The sequence below is a fragment of the Stenotrophomonas terrae genome, assembly GCF_039674165.1.
Classification (GTDB): domain Bacteria; phylum Pseudomonadota; class Gammaproteobacteria; order Xanthomonadales; family Xanthomonadaceae; genus Stenotrophomonas; species Stenotrophomonas terrae_A.
Genome location: NZ_JBDJMY010000007.1, coordinates 42,841 through 60,929, shown reverse-complemented (window position 1 = coordinate 60,929; position 18,089 = coordinate 42,841). Strand labels below are relative to the sequence as shown.

17 protein-coding genes are annotated in these 18,089 nt (G+C 63.8%); 10 read left to right on the top strand and 7 right to left on the bottom strand.

Going from position 1 to position 18,089, the window contains the following annotated elements; genetic code table 11:
* A complete protein-coding gene (locus ABE493_RS04880) occupies positions 1-948 on the top strand; it encodes a DUF2272 domain-containing protein (RefSeq protein WP_346497908.1) in 948 nt (315 codons plus the stop codon).
* Between the two features lie 213 nt (positions 949-1,161).
* A complete protein-coding gene (locus ABE493_RS04875) occupies positions 1,162-1,512 on the top strand; it encodes a DUF3301 domain-containing protein (RefSeq protein ID WP_062166374.1) in 351 nt (116 codons plus the stop codon).
* Positions 1,513-1,969: 457 nt separating this feature from the next.
* On the opposite strand, the gene ABE493_RS04870 is transcribed toward ABE493_RS04875, so the two are convergent.
* From ABE493_RS04870 to ABE493_RS04845, 6 genes are all read right to left on the bottom strand, one after another.
* Positions 1,970-2,404: a ClpXP protease specificity-enhancing factor gene (locus ABE493_RS04870; RefSeq protein WP_346497839.1), complete on the bottom strand. Its 435-nt coding sequence runs from the start codon at positions 2,402-2,404 to the stop codon at positions 1,970-1,972.
* An 81-nt stretch (positions 2,405-2,485) separates the two neighbouring features.
* A complete protein-coding gene (locus ABE493_RS04865) occupies positions 2,486-3,121 on the bottom strand; it encodes a glutathione S-transferase N-terminal domain-containing protein (RefSeq protein WP_057629367.1) in 636 nt (211 codons plus the stop codon).
* Positions 3,122-3,263: 142 nt separating this feature from the next.
* On the bottom strand, positions 3,264-4,007 hold the full coding sequence (locus ABE493_RS04860) for a cytochrome c1 (protein ID WP_346497837.1): 744 nt from the start codon (positions 4,005-4,007) through the stop codon (positions 3,264-3,266).
* Entirely contained in the window at positions 4,000-5,262 is a 1,263-nt protein-coding gene (locus tag ABE493_RS04855; RefSeq protein ID WP_346497835.1) for a cytochrome b, read from the bottom strand. The genes ABE493_RS04860 and ABE493_RS04855 overlap by 8 nt, the downstream gene beginning before the upstream one ends.
* A 2-nt stretch (positions 5,263-5,264) precedes the next feature.
* Complete coding sequence (gene petA, locus ABE493_RS04850; RefSeq protein WP_057629370.1) at positions 5,265-5,885, bottom strand: ubiquinol-cytochrome c reductase iron-sulfur subunit; 621 nt, start codon at positions 5,883-5,885, stop codon at positions 5,265-5,267.
* A 176-nt stretch (positions 5,886-6,061) separates the two neighbouring features.
* A complete protein-coding gene (locus ABE493_RS04845; protein ID WP_346497832.1) occupies positions 6,062-7,015 on the bottom strand; it encodes a lytic transglycosylase domain-containing protein in 954 nt (317 codons plus the stop codon).
* Positions 7,016-7,161: 146 nt separating this feature from the next.
* Here ABE493_RS04845 and miaB point away from each other — a divergent pair, with 146 nt between their 5' ends.
* The 8 genes from miaB to ABE493_RS04805 all read left to right on the top strand — a co-directional run bounded on the left by miaB (position 7,162) and on the right by ABE493_RS04805 (position 16,073).
* Positions 7,162-8,610, top strand: coding sequence for a tRNA (N6-isopentenyl adenosine(37)-C2)-methylthiotransferase MiaB (miaB, locus tag ABE493_RS04840; protein WP_430980716.1), 1,449 nt, complete (start codon positions 7,162-7,164; stop codon positions 8,608-8,610).
* A gap of 601 nt (positions 8,611-9,211) precedes the next feature.
* Positions 9,212-10,198, top strand: a complete 987-nt coding sequence (locus ABE493_RS04835; protein ID WP_346497828.1) for a PhoH family protein — start codon at positions 9,212-9,214, stop codon at positions 10,196-10,198.
* Positions 10,195-10,680, top strand: a complete 486-nt coding sequence (gene ybeY, locus ABE493_RS04830) for an rRNA maturation RNase YbeY (protein WP_313493664.1) — start codon at positions 10,195-10,197, stop codon at positions 10,678-10,680. Before ABE493_RS04835 ends, ybeY begins: the two co-directional genes overlap by 4 nt.
* Positions 10,681-10,918: 238 nt before the next feature.
* Positions 10,919-11,539, top strand: a complete 621-nt coding sequence (locus ABE493_RS04825; protein ID WP_346497826.1) for a hypothetical protein — start codon at positions 10,919-10,921, stop codon at positions 11,537-11,539.
* Between the two features lie 71 nt (positions 11,540-11,610).
* Positions 11,611-12,489 carry an HlyC/CorC family transporter gene (locus ABE493_RS04820; RefSeq protein WP_346497825.1) on the top strand — a complete coding sequence of 293 codons (879 nt, stop codon included), beginning with the start codon at positions 11,611-11,613 and terminating at the stop codon, positions 12,487-12,489.
* A 62-nt stretch (positions 12,490-12,551) separates the two neighbouring features.
* The gene (locus tag ABE493_RS04815) at positions 12,552-13,724 is read left to right on the top strand and encodes a DUF4105 domain-containing protein (RefSeq protein ID WP_430980718.1); all 1,173 of its coding nucleotides are present in this window, start codon (positions 12,552-12,554) and stop codon (positions 13,722-13,724) included.
* Positions 13,725-13,738: 14 nt separating this feature from the next.
* Entirely contained in the window at positions 13,739-14,752 is a 1,014-nt protein-coding gene (locus ABE493_RS04810) for a magnesium and cobalt transport protein CorA (protein ID WP_346497823.1), read from the top strand.
* A gap of 31 nt (positions 14,753-14,783) precedes the next feature.
* Positions 14,784-16,073 carry a M24 family metallopeptidase gene (locus ABE493_RS04805; protein ID WP_346497821.1) on the top strand — a complete coding sequence of 430 codons (1,290 nt, stop codon included), beginning with the start codon at positions 14,784-14,786 and terminating at the stop codon, positions 16,071-16,073.
* A 328-nt stretch (positions 16,074-16,401) separates the two neighbouring features.
* Here ABE493_RS04805 and ABE493_RS04800 read toward each other — a convergent pair whose 3' ends face one another.
* On the bottom strand, positions 16,402-17,769 hold the full coding sequence (locus tag ABE493_RS04800) for an NAD-dependent succinate-semialdehyde dehydrogenase (RefSeq protein WP_346497819.1): 1,368 nt from the start codon (positions 17,767-17,769) through the stop codon (positions 16,402-16,404).
* Positions 17,770-18,089 lie beyond the last annotated feature (320 nt).

Here is an 18,089-nt window from a genome sequence, read left to right as displayed (position 1 = left end):
ATGACCTTGTTGCTCCCCGCCCTGCCTGCGATGGCAGCGGAAGCCTGCGATATCCCACCCAGGTATGGCGTCAGCGAAGTGGCGAAGGCCGTTGTCACGGCCGCATGCGGCGAGCACCGGCTGTGGTATCGCCCCTTCATCGACCGTGATGGCCGCATTGCCAGCCTTGGCGTTACCGAAGCCGAGAACGAGCACCTGGCCGACAACGGCCTGATCGCCTGGCAGCGGGTCGCCGCCTATTGGCGCGAAAGCGCCACGCTGGGCCCGATGGGCGCCATCGCCGGCGCCAGCAGCTGCGCGCAACCGGCCGGCAATCGTTACACCGACAGTGATTGCCGCGCGTTTCTGATCGACAACCCGTGGTCCGCGGCCTTCATCTCCTGGGTAATGACCCGCGCCGCCGTGCCCGGCTTTGCCCGCTCGCCGCGCCATATCGACTACATCCGCGCCGCCTACCAAGGTGGCAGCAATGGCATGCCGTACCGGCTGGCCGACCCGGGCAGCGAAAAACCCGCCCCCGGCGACATGCTGTGCTTCCTGCGCGACCGCAGCAGCACCTTGAACTACAGCGGGCTGATCCAGGCATTGGGCAGCGGCCGTGCCGGCAACTGGAAATCGCATTGCGAAATCGTGGTCAGCGCCAATATGGGCGGTGACCGCACGCTCTATCTGATCGGCGGCAACGTTGCCAATTCGGTGGTGATGCGCAAGCTCATGCTCGACCGCACCGGGCTGATCGAGCTGACCAAGGCCAATGCCGGCTCGGCAAGCGCCTCCCCCATCGAACAGAATTGCTCCCCGGGCCATGAAGAAGAGTGCAACCTCAACCGACAGGACTGGGCCGCACTGCTGAAGCTGACCGCTACCAACCCGGCACCGGCCTTCAACTCGACCGCGCCATTGCCACCGCCTCCGGACGAGCCCATCCCCACGCCGGTCACCCACTGAGCTTGGCTGACGCGAAGGCGTGAATCACGGAGACGGGGGCTGCGCAGGGAAGAGCGGATCGCCTGACCGGCCTTCAACGCGACCGCGCCATTGACGCCGCCTCCGGATGAGCCCATTCCCGCTCCGGTCACCCACTGAGGTTGGCTGACGCGAAGGCGCGAATCACGGAGACGGGGGCTGCGCAGGGGCGAGCGGATCGCCTAAAGTGAGGGCATGCCTACCCTTCTTATCCTGATGATTGTCGGCGCGATTGGTTTCGCGTTCTGGGACCGCTCCCGCGCCGCTGCCGACCGCGCCACCGAACTGGGCCGCAATGCCTGCCGCGCCGCCGATGTGCAATGGCTGGACCAGAGCGTGCACAGCACCGGCCTGCGCCTGTGCCGCCTGCCCAATGGCTGGCTGGGCTTCGAGCGCAGCTTTCGTTTCGACTATTCCTACGACGGCCAGGACCGGCATACCGGGCGCATGGTGCTGCGCGGCCGCGAACTGATCTCGTTCAGCGGCCCCGCCGCCGCCCAGATCGGCCGCCTGCGCAAAAGCACCGAAGAAGCCGAAGACATCTAAGCCCTGTAGTGCCGAGCCATGCTCGGCAGAGGCCTTACCAACACACCCACCGTAGTGCCGAGCCATGCTCGGCAGAAGCCTTACCGGCACACCGGAAGACTGCACGCGTCCTGTAGGAGCGGCGTCAGCCACGAAGCCGATATCCTCAAAACTACCGAATGCATGCAATCTGGCGAGGCACCGGCTTCGCGGCTTACGCCGCTCCTACAAAGCCAACTCTCCGCTCAGCGCGGACCGCTTCGGTAGTGCCGAGCCATGCTCGGCAGAAGCCTTACCAGCAAACCTGAAGACTGCATGCGCCCTGTAGGAGCGGCGTCAGCCGCGAAGCCGACATCCTCGAAACTACCGAATGCATGCAATCTGGCGGGTCACCAGCTTCGCGGCTTACGCCGCTCCCACAAAAGCAATTGGCACAGCCAGCACAAAACAAAACCGCCGCCTTGCGGCGGCGGTGGAATTATTTGACTACCCGCAGGAACGGGCGCTTGGCAGCGGGCTGTGGCCGCTCGGGCGGATCGGTGGGCGGCGTATCGTCGTCATCCGGCGTGGTGTCGGTACCGGCGATATCGTCGGGCAGCGCCATGCCCTGCCCGGTCTCGCGCGCATAAACCGCCAGCACCGCGGAAATCGGTACATATACCGGGAAACTGGTTCCGGAAAAACGCGCAGTGAAACTCACCGCATCATTGTCGATATGCAGGCCAACCACGGCGCGCTCGGCAATATTGAGCACGACGCGATCTTCCTTGACCGCACTGCTCGGCACCTGCACGCCCGGCACGCCGGCATCAACCATCACGTGCGGCGTCATGCCGTTATCGTTTATCCACTCCACCAACGCGCGTAGCAAGTACGGCCGGTGGCTGCTCATCCGGAAAGTTTCTTCAGTCATGCCATAAGTGTACGCGGCATTGAAGCGCGATCGCCGCCCGAAGGCGGCGATCGATAAGTTCAGATACAGCCAGGTATTGGCTCAACCTGGCAGGTCACGCAGCTTCTTTTCCTGATCGGTCAGGCTGCGGATGAAACCCGGGTGGCGGAAAATGCGGTTGCCATAATCCTCGATCGCCTTGCCGTCCTTGGGCAGCGCAACCCCCAATGACTCCAGACGCCAGATGATCGGCGCCATCGCGCAATCAGCCAGGCTCATTTCCGGATTGAGGAAGAATTTCGACGCCTTGAACAGCGGCACGGATTGCGCCACCAGCTCCTTCAAGCGCTTGCGCCCGGCCTCGGACTGGGTCTTGTTGCCCATCTGAATAGCCTGCACCTGCGGCACCCAATCATGCTCGATACGCAGCATCGCCAAGCGCAGCCGCGCCCGTGACAGCGGGTCGACCGGCATCAACGGCGGGTGCGGGTAGCGTTCGTCCAGGTACTCGCTGACCACCGAGGCCGCGTACAGCACCAGTTCGCGCTCAACCAGGGTCGGCACGGAGTGGTACGGGTTCAGGTCGATCAGGTCTTCCGGTGGATTCTGCGCATCGACCGGCACCAGATCGTAAGTCACGCCCTTGGCCGCCAGCACCAACCGCACACGATGGCACAGGGCATCATCGTTGGCAGAGAACAAAGTCAGGGTATTACGCATACGCACACTCGCCGCCATCAAAGGCTCTCCATCGGTCGGATTCCGCCAACCTTAAGGCCCCGCCAGCCCATTGCCGACGGTGACCACGGTTACCCGAGTGTGCCAAGCCCTGGACACAATTGCCAAGGCCCCCCATGCACACCCAAGGCTTACACCAGGCTCAATGTACGTCTTTCCAGTATTCGGTCTTCACCAGATAGGCCAAGAAGGTCAGCAGGGCCAGGAACAACACCACCCAGACCCCCAGGCTCTGCCGCTTCAGGGCAGCAGGTTCGCCGGCATATTCCAGAAAATTGGTGATATCACGCACAGTCTGGTCATAGCTGCGCGCATCGACCTTGCCCGGCTGGGCCAGCTTGAGGCCGACTACCGGCGGCTCCAGCCCTTCCTGCTCGGGCTTGCCATGGATTGCATGCTGCATGCCCTGCAGCTCCCACAGCGGGTTGGGCATGGATGCATTCGGGAACACGCTGTTGTTCCAGCCCAGCGGCCGCGACTCATCCACGTAGAACGACTTGAGATAGCTGTAGACCCAGTCGCTGCCACGTACCCGCGAGATCAGGCTCAGGTCCGGCGGCATCTTGCCGAACCATTTGGTCGCCTCATCGTGCGGCATCGCCACCTGGATCTGCTCGCCATAGGCGGCCCCGGTGAAGTTGAGGTTGTCCATCACCTGCTGCTCGGTGAGCCCCAGGTCGTCCCCCATGCGCGAGTAGCGCAGGTACTTGAGCGAGTGGCAGCCTGAGCAGTAGCTCATATAGGCCTGCGCACCGCGCTGCAATGAAGCCCGATCGCCCAGGTCATTGCCGGCCTGCATCAACTTGCCGCCACCGGAGGCAAACGCCGGCACACAGAACAGCATCGCGGCAGCCATCGCCAACCGCACAATCCACTTGTCAGTCATGCGTCGTCACCCGGTCCGGTACCTGCTTGGTGCTGTCGATCTTCGTCCAAAGCGGCATGGTGATGAAGAAGGCGAAGTACAGGAAGGTCAGCACGCGACCCACCCAGGTCTCCCAGATCGCCGTGCCCGGACCGGAACCAATCACGCCCAGCCACACGAAGCACACCACCAGGATACCGAGCATCAGCTTGGAGATCGGGCCGCGGTAACGGACCGACTTGACCGTGGCCTTGTCCAGCCATGGCACCAGGAACAGGATGGCGATGGCCGAGAACATCACCATCACGCCACCGAGCTTGTTCGGGATCACCCGCAACATCGCGTAATACGGGGTGTAGTACCAGACCGGTTTGATGTGCTCAGGCGTCACCAGCCGATTGGCCTCGGTGAAATTGTCATGTTCAAGGAACAGGCCGCCAAATACCGGCGCAAAGAAGATGATGAAAGCTGCCAACGTAAGCAGGAAGCAGACCCCGAACAGATCCTTGACCGTGTAATACGGGTGGAACGGGATGCCATCGGTCGGCGCAGTCGGCGACCAGCGGTTGCCCTTCGGCCCCTTCTTGATTTCCACGCCGTCCGGATTGTTGGAGCCCACCTCGTGCAGCGCACCCAGGTGCAGCACCACCAGCAACAGCAGCACCAGCGGCATGGCAATCACATGCAGCGCGAAGAAGCGGTTGAGCGTGGCATCGCCGGGCAGGTAATCGCCCATGATCCACTCGGTCAACCCGTTGCCGATCACCGGAATGGCGCCGAACAGCGAGATGATCACCTTGGCGCCCCAGAACGACATCTGGCCCCAGGGCAGCACATAGCCCATGAAGGCTTCCGCCATCAGTACCAGGTAGATCAGCATGCCCAGGATCCACACCAGCTCGCGCGGCTTCTTGTAGCTGCCGTACATCAAGCCACGGAACATGTGCAGGTAGACCACGATGAAGAACAGCGAGGCACCGGTGCTGTGCATGTAGCGGATCAGCCAGCCCCACTCCACGTCGCGCATGATGTACTCGACCGAGGCGAACGCCTCGGCCGCGCTGGGCTTGAAGTGCATCGTCAGGAAAATGCCGGTGACGATCTGGTTGACCAGGATCACCATCGCCAGCGAGCCGAAGTAGTACCAGAAGTTGAAGTTCTTCGGCGCGTAATACTCGCTGACATGCTTGCGGTACACCGGCACCAGGCCCGGCGCGCGCTCATTGACCCAGTTGCTCACGCCGCTGACGGTGCGGCTAAGAATATTGTCGGCCATGATCAGGCTGCTCCCTGCGGATCAACGCCAATGACAAGGGTGTTGTCATCCACATAGTGGTGCGGTGGCACCAGCAGATTGATCGGCGCCGGCACATCCTGGAACACGCGCCCGGACATGTCGAAACGCGACTTGTGGCAGGGGCAGAAATAGCCACCCTTCCACTGCGCGTCGTAGGGCTCAGGGCGGATTTCGGCAACCATTTCCGGCGAACAGCCCAGGTGGGTACACAGCCCGACCAGCACCGAGATGTCCGGCTTGATCGAGCGGAACTCGGGATTGCCCTTGAGCACGTAATCCGGCTGCTGGTCCTTGTTGCCGGACTCCGGATCCTTGAGCCGTGCATCCAGGGTAGGCAATGCCTGCAGGATGGCCTTGGACCGTTTGACGATCCAGATAGGCTGGCCGCGCCACTCCAGGATCAGCCGTTGGCCTTCCTGCAGGGCACTGATGTCGGCAGTCACCGGGGCACCGGCCAATTTGGCACGGGCGCTGGGATTCCACGACTTGATGAAAGGAACTGCGGCGAAACCAACACCAACTGCCCCGACCACAGCGGTGGTCGCTGTCAAAAACCGCCGACGTCCGGTGTTGACTGGATCATTTACCCCATCGTTTGCCATCCGGCACTCCGATATTGATTAGGTAGCGAGAGGCTGCCAGCGGTCTGGTGGGGGCCATTCCGCTCTGAATCGAATCGTTCCGGAGTGTAGCGGAACGCTTAACGCTCATACAACGCGATCAAACACCAGTCCGCGAAATTTGTCACGGCCTGTTGCAACAGAAACGGAGGTGGACCTTATTGGCGCGTGGCCTGTTCGCCACGGTAGCGGTCGGCCAACTGCGCAACGCGCTGCACGTAGTACTGGGTCTCCTTGTAGGGAGGTACGCCGCCATGACGGTCCACCGCACCCTCGCCCGCGTTGTAGCCAGCGGCCGCCAGGGTCAGGTTGCCGTTGAAGCGGCGCAGCAGCCACGACAGGTATTGCACACCACCGCGGATGTTCTGGCCCGCATCAAAGGAATCGGACACCCCGAAACGACGCGCCGTGGGCGGCATCAACTGCATCAGACCTTGGGCACCGGCGCGGCTGAGCGCGGTGGGATTGAACGCCGACTCGGCATGGATGATGGCCCGCACCACTGCCTCTTCGACACCGAACTCGCGCGCGGCCGCGGCAATCTCGGTGCTGTAGGCCTGCGTGTTGAGCCGCACCGAACCGAAGTTGACCCGCGACTGCACACCACAGGCGAAGCAGCGCTCGATATAGCTGTACTGGATGGTGCGCACCGCACCGATATTGGCCACCTGGGCCGGCCGGCTGCTGGTGTAGTGGCGCACCCCGTCCTTCATATAGGAGTAGACCTGCCCACTGACCACGCGCTGCGCGCGCCCGGTGGGCGCCGGCGTGGGTGCGGGCGCGGCTGTCAGCACGGTTGGCGCAGTGCGCGCCGCCACCGCCGTGCTGGCGCCGGCTTCGCCCGGCTGGCCGGCAGGCATTGCTGGCGTTGCGACCGGCGCCGCCGGCGCAGCAGCCACCGGGGCCGCCACCGGCGCGGGCGGCACATAGCGCGGCGCCTCACGCGAGGGCCGGTAGTTGCTGACCACGCTGCAGCTGGCGCCACTGACGCGCTTGCTGACGTAATTGGGCACCCCGTCGCTGCCAATACACTTGTACAGCGTGCCGGCACTGGCCGGCAACGCGACCAATGCAGCAGCAAGAACGACGGTGATCCCCAAAATCCCCTTCATGGGCGGGGAGTCTCCCAGCTTCGCCGGGGCTTGCCAAGTATTTGACGCAGCAGCCTTCGTACTGGGGCCGGCAGGCCGATACAATAGCCGGCTACGAATGCAGCCCCAGTGGCTGCGTGCCCGCCCACCCGTCTGGAATAAGCGCCATGCCCGGGACGCCAGCTGCCCCTTTGCCGATCACGGCCGGTTTTGCCGTGACTACTGAAATGACCACTCCTGAATTGATTCCCCTGCCCGGCGTCAAGCCGACGGTTGCCGGCGGCGCGCGCGGCAAGCTCTACATAAAGACCCACGGCTGCCAGATGAACGAGTACGACTCGACCAAGATGGCCGACGTGCTCGCCGCTGCCGAGGGGCTGGAGCTGACCGACAACCCCGAAGAAGCCGACGTGGTGCTGGTCAACACCTGCTCCATCCGTGAGAAGGCGCAGGAGAAAGTGTTCAGCCAGCTCGGCCGCTGGAAGGCGCTCAAGGCCAATGGCCGCGACGTCATCATCGGCGTCGGCGGCTGCGTGGCCTCGCAGGAAGGCGAAGCCATCGTCAAGCGCGCGCCCTACGTGGACCTGGTGTTCGGCCCGCAGACCCTGCACCGCCTGCCGGAGCTGATCCGCGCCCGCCGCGAGCAGAACAAGCCGCAGGTGGACATCAGTTTCCCGGAGATCGAGAAGTTCGACCGCATGCCCGAGCCGCGCGCCGAGGGCCCGTCGGCCTTCGTCTCGATCATGGAGGGCTGCTCCAAGTACTGCTCGTTCTGCGTGGTGCCTTATACCCGCGGTACCGAGGTCAGCCGCCCGTTCGAGGACGTGCTGGTCGAATGCGCGCAGCTTGCCGCCCAAGGCGTACGTGAAATCAACCTGCTGGGCCAGAACGTCAATGCATACCGCGGCCCCTACGGCGATGGTGAGATTGCCGATCTCGGCCTGCTGATCCGCACCCTTGCCGAAATCGACGGCATTGGCCGCATCCGTTTCACCACCTCGCACCCGCTGGAATTCAGCGATTCGCTGGTGGACGCCTACCGCGACGTGCCGAAACTGGCCAACTACCTGCACCTGCCGGTACAGGCCGGCAGCGACCGCGTGCTCAGTGCGATGAAGCGCGGCTACACCGCGCTGGAGTTCAAGTCCAAGATCCGCAAGCTGCGTGCGGTGCGCCCGGACATCTCGATCAGCTCGGACTTCATCGTCGGCTTCCCCGGCGAGACCGACGCCGACTTCGACAAGACCATGAAGCTGATCGAGGACGTGGGCTTCGACCAGAGCTTCTCCTTCATCTACTCGCGCCGCCCCGGCACCCCCGCCGCCGACCTGGAAGACACCACCAGCGAAGCGGAGAAGCACGCCCGCCTGTCGCGGCTGCAGGCGCATATCAATGAGCACGCCGCCGGCATCTCCAAGGCCATGGTCGGCAGCGTGCAGAGCGTGCTGGTTGAAGGCCCCTCGCGCAAGGATCCGAACGAGCTGACCGGCAAGACCGAGAACATGCGCTCGGTGAACTTCGCGGCCAGCCCACGCCTGATCGGCCAGTTCGTCGATGTGCTGATCACCGAGGCATTCAGCAACTCGCTGCGCGGCCGGGTGGTTACGCCGGACTGAGTTGGGGGCGCGCTTCTTACGGAAGCTGGGCGGCGAGGGTTTGGGGCTTGGTTCACCAGTCCGAAGCAGGAGCGCCTTCACCCCTGCCCCGCTCCGCGCCTCGTGCCTTGCGCTGGCGCAAGGTCGTTCGATGCGAAGCGAAGCAGGCGTTCGCAAGCTGCCCCTCTTCCGCATGCGGGAGAGGGGGAAGCCTTCGCTGCCCGTTTTGGCTTTGGAAAGCCATCGCCGCCCGCTCTTGCCTGAGCCTCCCGGCTCGCTTCGCTGTCGCCCGGCGGCCGCGGTCATTTATTCGCCACACCGACTCAGAGCCCGCCGTTGCTGGGCTGCGGACGGTTATCCACATGTTCATCCCGGATCGATCCACACAAATTGTGGACAACTCGTTAGCCGCAAACCGTCAAATGTGGCGGTTTTTTAACCAACCCGCCAAGAGGCTTATGCCGCAAGGGCTGGGCAGGGATATCCACAGCTTGGCCCACGCCACATCCACATCGGCTGTGGAGAACCCTGACGGCGGCACCACGCTGGTGGTCCGCCGGCCACGGGGGTACCCTTCTCCGGTCCAGGGCACGGCTTCGCCGGCCAGCAACTGCCAGTAAAAATGACCACCACCACGCATCGCGATTTCACTCTCGACCCGGCTGACAACGAGCGACTGGCCAATCTGGCTGGCCCGTTCGACGAACACCTGCGCCAGGTAGAACTCAAACTGGGCGTGGAGATCGCCAACCGCGGCCATGTTTTCCGCGTCAGCGGCGCGGGTAAAACCGCGCTGGAAGCAGAGAAACTGCTCAAGGCTCTGTATGTAGAAGCGGCCGAAGCCCTGTTCGACAGCCACGCCATCCACCTGCGCTTGAACCGCGCCAACGTGGATCATGTAACCGAGCAGGCCTATGAAGCGCAGGAAGTGGCGATCAAGGTCAAGCGCGGCACCGTGCGCGGCCGTGGCCTCAACCAGGCCAGCTACCTGCACCAGATCGCCACCCATGACATCAGCTTCGGCATTGGTCCGGCCGGTACCGGCAAGACCTTCCTGGCGGTGGCAATGGCGGTGGATGCGCTCAATGAATCACGCGTGCAGCGGCTGATCCTGGTGCGCCCGGCAGTGGAAGCCGGCGAGAAGCTGGGTTTCCTGCCCGGCGACCTCACCCAGAAGGTCGACCCCTATCTGCGCCCGTTGTACGACGCCCTGTACGAGATGCTGGGCGTGGAGAAGGTCGCCAAGCTGCTGGAGAGAAACGTCATCGAGATCGCGCCATTGGCCTATATGCGCGGGCGCACCCTCAACGACGCCTTCGTGATCCTGGACGAGGCCCAGAACACCACCATCGAACAGATGAAGATGTTCCTGACCCGGCTGGGCTTCGGCTCCACCGCCGTGGTCACCGGCGACCTGACCCAGACCGACCTGCCCAAGCACATCAAATCCGGGCTGCGCGACGGTATTGAGGTGCTGCGTGGTGTGGACGGGGTCAGCTTCACCTTCTTTGAATCGCGCGATGTGGTGCGCCATCCGCTGGTGGCCCGCATCGTCAGCGCCTATGACCGCCGCGATCTGCAGCAGGTCAAACCCGGAGCGAGCGAATGACCAAGGGCCCCGTGCGTCTTGATGTAGCCGTCAGCTACGCCCTGCCCCGTGCCGGCTTGCCTGCGGCGGTGAGCTTCCGCCGCTGGGTGGCCGCTGCCTTGAAAGGCCGCATCCGCGAAGCCGACCTGGCCATCCGTGTGGTCGACGCCAAGGAAGGCCAGTCACTGAACCGCCATTACCGGGGTAAGGACTACGCCACCAACGTGCTCAGCTTCCCGGCAGAACTGCCCGAAGGCCTGCCCAAGGGAGTGAAGTTCCCCTTGCTTGGAGACTTGGTGATCTGCGCCCCGGTAGTCGCACGCGAGGCCGAGGAGCAGGACAAGGCCCTCAACGCCCATTACGCCCATCTCACCGTGCACGGCGTGCTGCACCTGCTGGGCTGGGACCACGAGGACGACAAGGAAGCCGAAGCCATGGAGCAGTTGGAACGCGAGATCCTGGCCGACCTGGGCATCGCAGATCCCTACGCCAACGAGCAGTAGTGCCGAGCCATGCTCGGCAAAGGCTTTCCCGACAATCCCATGTAGTGCCGAGCCATGCTCGGTAGGGGCCCTACCCATGGCCCAACGGTCCCCGCCTGTAGAAGCGGCACAAACCGCGAAGCGGGCATTCGATAAGGACCTGAAATGCCCGCAATCGGAAGGCGCATCTGTTTCGCGGCTCACGCCGCTCCTACAAAACAGCGCCACGCCGCTATCATCGCGATCAGGATTTCACCGAATGAATGCCGTGCGCTCAACCAGCCTGCTTTCTCTCCTGCTCATCGTCGCCGGCTCGGCCAATGCCCAGCCTGCCATCGACCTGCCCGCCCTGATCGAATGCCGGCAGAGCGTCAGTGAATTCGCAGCGCTGGCGCCCATCGCCAACGACCCGCTGAAAGCCGTGGCACTGGGCTGGCGGCCGCTGCCGCAGGGCAACCTGTTCATGGCCGAGTACATGCTCAACACCCCGATCAGCGTGTTCGGACATAGCGCTGACCATATCGCCATGGCCGGCGGCACCGTCATCGCCATCCTCGACATGCCCGATCCGCGCCCGCTGGCCAAACAACTGGACCTGGAAACCGGCTACGACGCCCCGGACAAGTTCATGGCCGGCCGCGAGCTGGTCAGCCGCGACGTCAATGACGCCAAGACCGGCGAAGCCCTGATCGAATCGATAATCCTGGGTGTGTCCACGGTCAAATCCCACCCCGGCAAGACCTTGGCAGGCTGCACCTACAGCCTGGACCTGCCTGCCGAGGAAGAAACCCCAGCCGCGCCCATCGGGCCGACTGACAGCCCCAACCAGCTGCCAGCGGCAGCGCCGAATGTTCAGACCCCCACCCCGCCCGCGGCTTGAACAGGCCGCGGCAAACATCCTGCTAGACTTGTGGGCACCGCCCGGCGTACCGGGTGCAGTCAAACCAAGAGATGTCTGAAGACGACAGTAGTACCTCGCCCGAGAACGGCGAGAAGAAACGCAGCTGGCTGGAGCGCCTGGGTTCGGCGTTCTCCAGCGAACCCCATACCCGCGACGAACTGGTCGCCATCCTGCAGACGGCACAGCAGGACGGCCTGATCGCCGCAGATACCCTGCGGATGATGGAAGGCGCCATTTCGGTGGCTGAGCTGACCGTCGGCGACGTGATGATCCCGCGCTCGCACATGGTGTCGCTGCCGGTGGACCGGCCCTTCATCGAGCTGATGAAGCAGGTGGTCGATTCCGGCCACTCACGCTTCCCGGTACACGGTGAGAACAAGGACGACATCCTCGGCATCCTGCTGGCCAAGGACCTGCTGCGAGGCGTGGTCGCCGACAACAGCCATGCCAGCGTGCGCGAGCTGCTGCGCCCGGCGGTGCTGATCCCCGAGTCGAAGAAGCTCAACGTGCTGCTCAAGGAGTTCAGGCTTTCGCGCAACCACATGGCGATCGTGGTCGACGAATACGGCGGCGTCGCCGGCCTGGTCACCATCGAGGACGTGCTGGAGCAGATCGTCGGCCAGATCGACGACGAGCATGACGAGACCGAAGACCACACCTCGCAGATCGCCATCCTCGCCGATGGCCGCTACGTAGTGGACGCCTTGACCACCATCGGTGATTTCAACGAGCGTTTCGGCGCCGAGTTCTCCGACGATGATTACGACACCATCGGTGGCCTGATCACCGAGGCGGTTGGCCACCTGCCGGAAATCGGCGATGAGTTGACCCTGGAGCGCTTCGTGTTCCGCGTGGCCAAGGCCGATGCGCGCCGCGTGCAGGCTTTCCACGTCACCATCCTGCCGCCTGAAGACCAGGACGAAGATTGATCACCCTGCGCCTGCCGCGGCTGCTGTCCGCGTTTGCGGCTTTGTTCCTGCTGCTGGTCGCCATGACCAGCAGCGCACAAACGCTCGCCAACCAATCCAGCGAATCCAGCAACGCCACTGCACCGCGCATCGGCGTGGTCACCATGTTGCCGGGCGAAGTGTTCTTCGAACGTTTCGGCCATGACGCACTGGTGGTACTTGACCCGGTCAGCGGCCAGGCAACCTCGTACAACTTCGGCTTCTTCGACCCGTCCGAGCCGGATTTCATCGGCAATTTCATTCGCGGCAGGATGATGTATTACCTGGTGGCCCTGCCGCTGGAGCAGGACCTGGCGCAATACGAGAGTGTCGGCCGTGGTGCCAACATCCAATGGCTGGACCTGCCACACGCGCAGGCGCTGGCGCTGGCCGACGCATTGGCCGAACGGGCCAAGCCCGAGAACGCGCGCTACCGCTACGACTACTTCACCGCCAACTGCGCCACCATGGTGCGCGACAGCCTGGATCAAGCCATGGGCGGCGCCCTGCAATCGCAGCTGGCTGGCCGCTCGCGTGGCAACAGCTACCGCAGCGAATCGGTGCGACTGGCCTCGCCCTCGCCATGGATGTGGCTGGGCTTCGACCTGGGCCTGGGGCCGAATGCCGACCAGCCGCTGTCGCGCTGGCAGGAAGCCTTTGTACCCATGCGCCTGGCCGACAGCCTGCGCGAAGCCCGCAACAGTGAAGGTCGGCCGTTGGTACAGGCCGAACAGCAGTTGCTGCCGCAGCGCCTGCCAGCGGAACCGAAAGAAAAACAGCGCTACTGGTGGCCATGGCTGTTGGTCGGGCTGGCGGTCGCTGCCGGGCTGTATTCCGCCCGCCGCAAGCCGCGCCTGATTGGCGCGTTCGCGTTGCCGTTCTGGTTGTTCTGCGGCGTTGCCGGCGGCCTGCTGACGTTCCTGTGGGGCTTCAGTGAACACCAGGCTGCATGGGCCAACCGCAACCTGCTACTGCTCAATCCGCTGGCCCTGCTACTGCTCCCCGGTGCATGGAGCCTGCTGCGCGGGCGCCAGCCGCATGGCGGGTTCCGGTTCGTGCTGTGGACGTTGACCGGCATCGCCGCGCTGGCATTGCCGCTGCATTGGCTGTCGCTGCAAGCGCAGTTCAACATGCAGTGGATCGTGCTGTTGCTGCCCATCCATGTAGCACTGGCCTTCATTCTCACGCAGCGCAGCTTGGCGTCACCGGCCAGCTGAGGCACGATGCCGGCATGACTACCGGCATCACTCCTACTTCCGTACAGGCCAACCCGGCCTGCGTGATCAACTGCACCTGGTACGGCGCCGATGGCAGCCAGCGTGCGCTGGACCTGGACAGCATCAGCGACGTGCTGCAGGACGACGCCGCCGGCTTCGTCTGGGTCGGCCTGTACGAGCCCAGCGACGCGATCCTGGACAAGGTGCAGGAAGAGTTCAACCTGCACCCGCTGGCCATCGAAGACACACGCAAGGCACACCAGCGGCCCAAGATCGAGACCTACGGCAACTCGCTGTTCGTGGTGGTACACACCGCCCAGGTCGTCGACGAGCGTATCCGCTACGGCGAAACCCACGCCTTCCTCGGCCCACGCTTCCTGGTGACCGTGCGCCACGGCGCCTCGCTGTCGTATGCGCCGGTACGTGCGCGGCTGGAGCGCGAGCCCGAACTGCTGGCGATGGGCCCTTCTTTCTGCCTGTACTCGGTACTGGATGCGGTGGTCGATCACTACCTGCCGATCACCGACAGCTTCCGCGACACCTTGGATCTGCTGGAAAAGAACATCTTTGCCGACAGCTATGAACGGCGCACGGTGATCCGCCTGTACGACCTCAAGCGCGAGCTCAACAAGATGCGCCTGGCCGTAGCGCCGTTGCAGGATGCACTGGCGCAGCTGCAGCGCAACCAGGCGCAGCTGATCAACGAAGAAGTGCGGCTTTATCTGCGCGATGTGCAGGACCATGCCGCGCGGGTCAATGACGCCATCGACACCCTGCGCGAAATGCTGGGCACCGCACTGAGCGTGAACCTGTCGCTGGTGACGCTGGCGCAGGGCGAGACGGTCAAACAGCTCGGCGCATGGGCCGCATTGCTGGCTGCACCCACCCTGGTCACCAGCTGGTACGGCATGAACTTCGCGCATATGCCGGAACTGGCAGGACGCTTCGCCTATCCGTTGCTGATGGTCGGCGTCGGCGTGATCTGCGTGGTGTTGTACCGCCTGTTCAAACGCTCCGGCTGGCTTTGAGCCGCAACGCCATCATTGTCTGAGGGGACATATGCAACACGATCATTCCAATCCTGCGCGCCGCAACTTCCTGCGCACCACGCTGATCGCCGGTGCCGCAGCGTTGCCGTTGCAGCTGGCCTCGGCCCAGACCGCAGGCACGAGCGAGGATGCATTGCCAGCATCGATGCGCGGCCTGAAATCGGTCGCCGCGCAGGTGGTGCCCATTGGCAATGACGAGCGTATCGCGCGCGTGGCCAAGGCCCAGCGCCTGATGGCCGAACATGGCATCGACGCGGTATTCATTGGCGCTGGCAGCTCGCTGACCTATTTCACCGGCATGCACTGGTGGGACAGCGAACGCCTGACCGGCGTGATCCTGCCGCGCAAAGGTGAACCGGTCTACGTCACCCCGGAATTCGAGCGCGTGCGCACGCTGGAGCAGATCAAACTCGGCAACGATGTACGTGGCTGGCAGGAGGATGAAGACCCCTACGCCCTGGTCGCCAAGGTGCTGCGTGACATGGGCCACGCCACCGGCACGCTGGGCATGGAAGAAGCCGTGCCCTACTTCCGCGCCAAGGGCATTGCCGATGCACTGCCGCAGGCCAAGGTGGTGCCGGCCTGGCCGGTGGTATCCGGCTGCCGCCGGGTCAAGAGCGCGGCCGAACTGGCACTGATGAAGCTGGCCAACGAAACCACCCTGGCGGTCTACGAAGCGGTGTGGAAGGCATTGCAGCCGGGCATGACCGAACAGGACATCGGCGGCCTGCTGGCCATGGCCTACGCCCGCACCGGCCTGAAGGGCGACGCCAGTGTCAACGTCGGCAAGTACACCGCCTCGCCGCATGGCTCGGACAAACCACAGCATCTGGTCGAAGGCACGCCGATCATCTTCGACGGCGGCTGCCGTGCCGGCGGTTACACCAGCGACATCACCCGCACGGTGGTGCTGGGCCAACCGGATGACGAGATCCGCAAGGTATTCGACATCGTATTGAAGGCGCAGACAGCGGCATTGCATGCCGCGCGCCCGGGTGTGGCGATGGGCGAGGTGGACGCCGCTGCGCGCAAGGTGATCAGCGATGCCGGCTACGGCCCGGACTACCGCTACTTCAGCCATCGCCTGGGTCACGGCATCGGCATCGACATGCACGAATGGGATTACCTGGTGCGAGGCAACAAGCACCTGCTGGAGCCAGGCATGACCTTCAGCGACGAACCGGGCATCTACATCCCGGACCGCTTTGGCGTGCGTCTGGAAGACATCCTCTACGTCACCGAAGACGGCGCGGCGCTGATGACGCCGCAGAGCCGGTCCATCGATCAGCCGTTTGGGTGATGAGAGCGGGCGCGCTTTTTGTAGGAGCGGCGTGAGCCGCGAAGCCACTGCCAAATCCAAAGCAGTAGAGCCTACCCCTCCCCAACCCTCCCCTTCGCTACGCGAAAGGGAGGGAGCGTAGTGCCGAGCCATGCTCGGCAGGGGCATTCCAAGCAATACCTATCCTGTGGGAGCGGCGTGAGCCGCGAAGCCACTGATGGTCGAAATACCAAGCGAGCCTGCAATCAAACTAACTGCAATTGCAGGCCTTTGCGGGCGCATATGGACCACCAGCTTCGCGGCTTACGCCGCTCCCACAAGCTTGCGCCCCACAGCCTCGGGGCATTCCTCAGGCCACGTAAACCGTTTTTATATTCATGAATTCGTGAATACCCGGGCCTGCCAGTTCGCGCCCAAAACCCGAGCGTTTGGTACCGCCAAACGGCAGCCTCGCATCGCTCTTCACCACTGAATTGACGAAGGCCGCACCGCATTCCAGTTGCATGGCGACGTTCTCACCGCGTAGCACGTCACGGGTCCAGACGCTGCCGCCCAGGCCGAAGCTGGTGTCATTGGCAACGCGCACGGCCTCGGCTTCATCCTTGACCCGGATGATCGCGGCCACCGGCCCGAACAACTCCTCGTCATAGGCCGGCATGCCCTGCCCAACGTTGTCGAGAATCGTGGCCTGGTAGCCGGCATTGCTGTCGGCAACCGGCGCGCCGCCCAGCAACACCTTCGCACCCTTGTCGATGCTGCTGCGTACCTGCTTATGCAGCTCATCGCGCAGGTCAGCGCGTGCCATCGGCGCGAGGGTAGTTGCCTCATCCTGCGGATCGCCGTAAACCCGCGCCTGTGCGGCTTCGACATACCGTTCCACAAATGCGTTGGCAATCGAGTCGAGCAGGATGAAGCGCTTGGCCGCAATGCAGGTCTGTCCGGCATTGTCGAATCGCGAGCGCACCGCGGCGGCCGCTGCCAGATCCAGGTCGGCATCGTCCAGCACCACGAAGGCATCACTGCCGCCCAGCTCCATCACGCACTTCTTCAGCTGGTCGCCGGCATTGGCGGCGATGGAGCGGCCGGCACGTTCGCTGCCGGTCAGCGTGACCGCCTTGATCCGGCGGTCACGCAGTACCTCGGCCGCCTGGTCGTTGTCGATATGCAGCACGTCGAACACGCCCTCCGGAACGCCCGCAGCGGCGACAACCTCGCGCAACAGATCGGCACAGCCGGGCACATTGCTGGCGTGCTTGAGCAGGGCGACGTTACCGGCCATCAAGCCCGGCGCAAGAAAACGGATCACCTGCCAGATCGGGAAATTCCACGGCATCACCGCCATCACGCAACCGATCGGCTGGTAGATGACATAGCTGCGTTGGGCTTCGGTGGGGATGGGCTGCGGCTTCAGGTAGTCTGCGGCGTGGTCGGCGTAGTACTCGCAGGCCGCTGCGCTCTTCTCGATCTCGACCAGAGCCTCGCGACCCAGCTTGCCCATTTCGGCCGTCATCGTGCGTTGGATGTCATCACCGCGCGCGCGCAGGCCGCCGGCGATATTGCGCAGATAGTCACCGCGCTGATCCAGCGACAATGCCGCCCATCGCGGGAATGCCGATTCAGCTGCGGCAAGGCGCTGCTCGATGGCCGCTGCTGTCATCAACTCGACCGTGCGCACGACCTGGCCGTTGAAGGGATTGATAGTCTGATACGACGCCATGAACTCACCTGCATTCAACGAATGCAGGAATGGTAGCGCCGCGAATGTTGCGCGCAGGTAAATCCCCAGCGAAGGCCTGTAGTGCCGAGCCATGCTCGGCAGAGGCTGGGGGATTCACCTGTAGTGCCGAGCCATGCTCGGCAGAGGCCTTGCCAGTAACCCATCGTTGTAGGAGCGGCGTCAGCCGCGAAGCCGGTGATTCATCAAATCGCCGCCATGTGGGTGATTTCAACGCTGCCAGCTTCGCGGCTGACGCCGCTCCCACAAAGGTGACAATTTGCTGGGAAAGCCCCTTGCCGAGCATGGCTCGGCACTACATG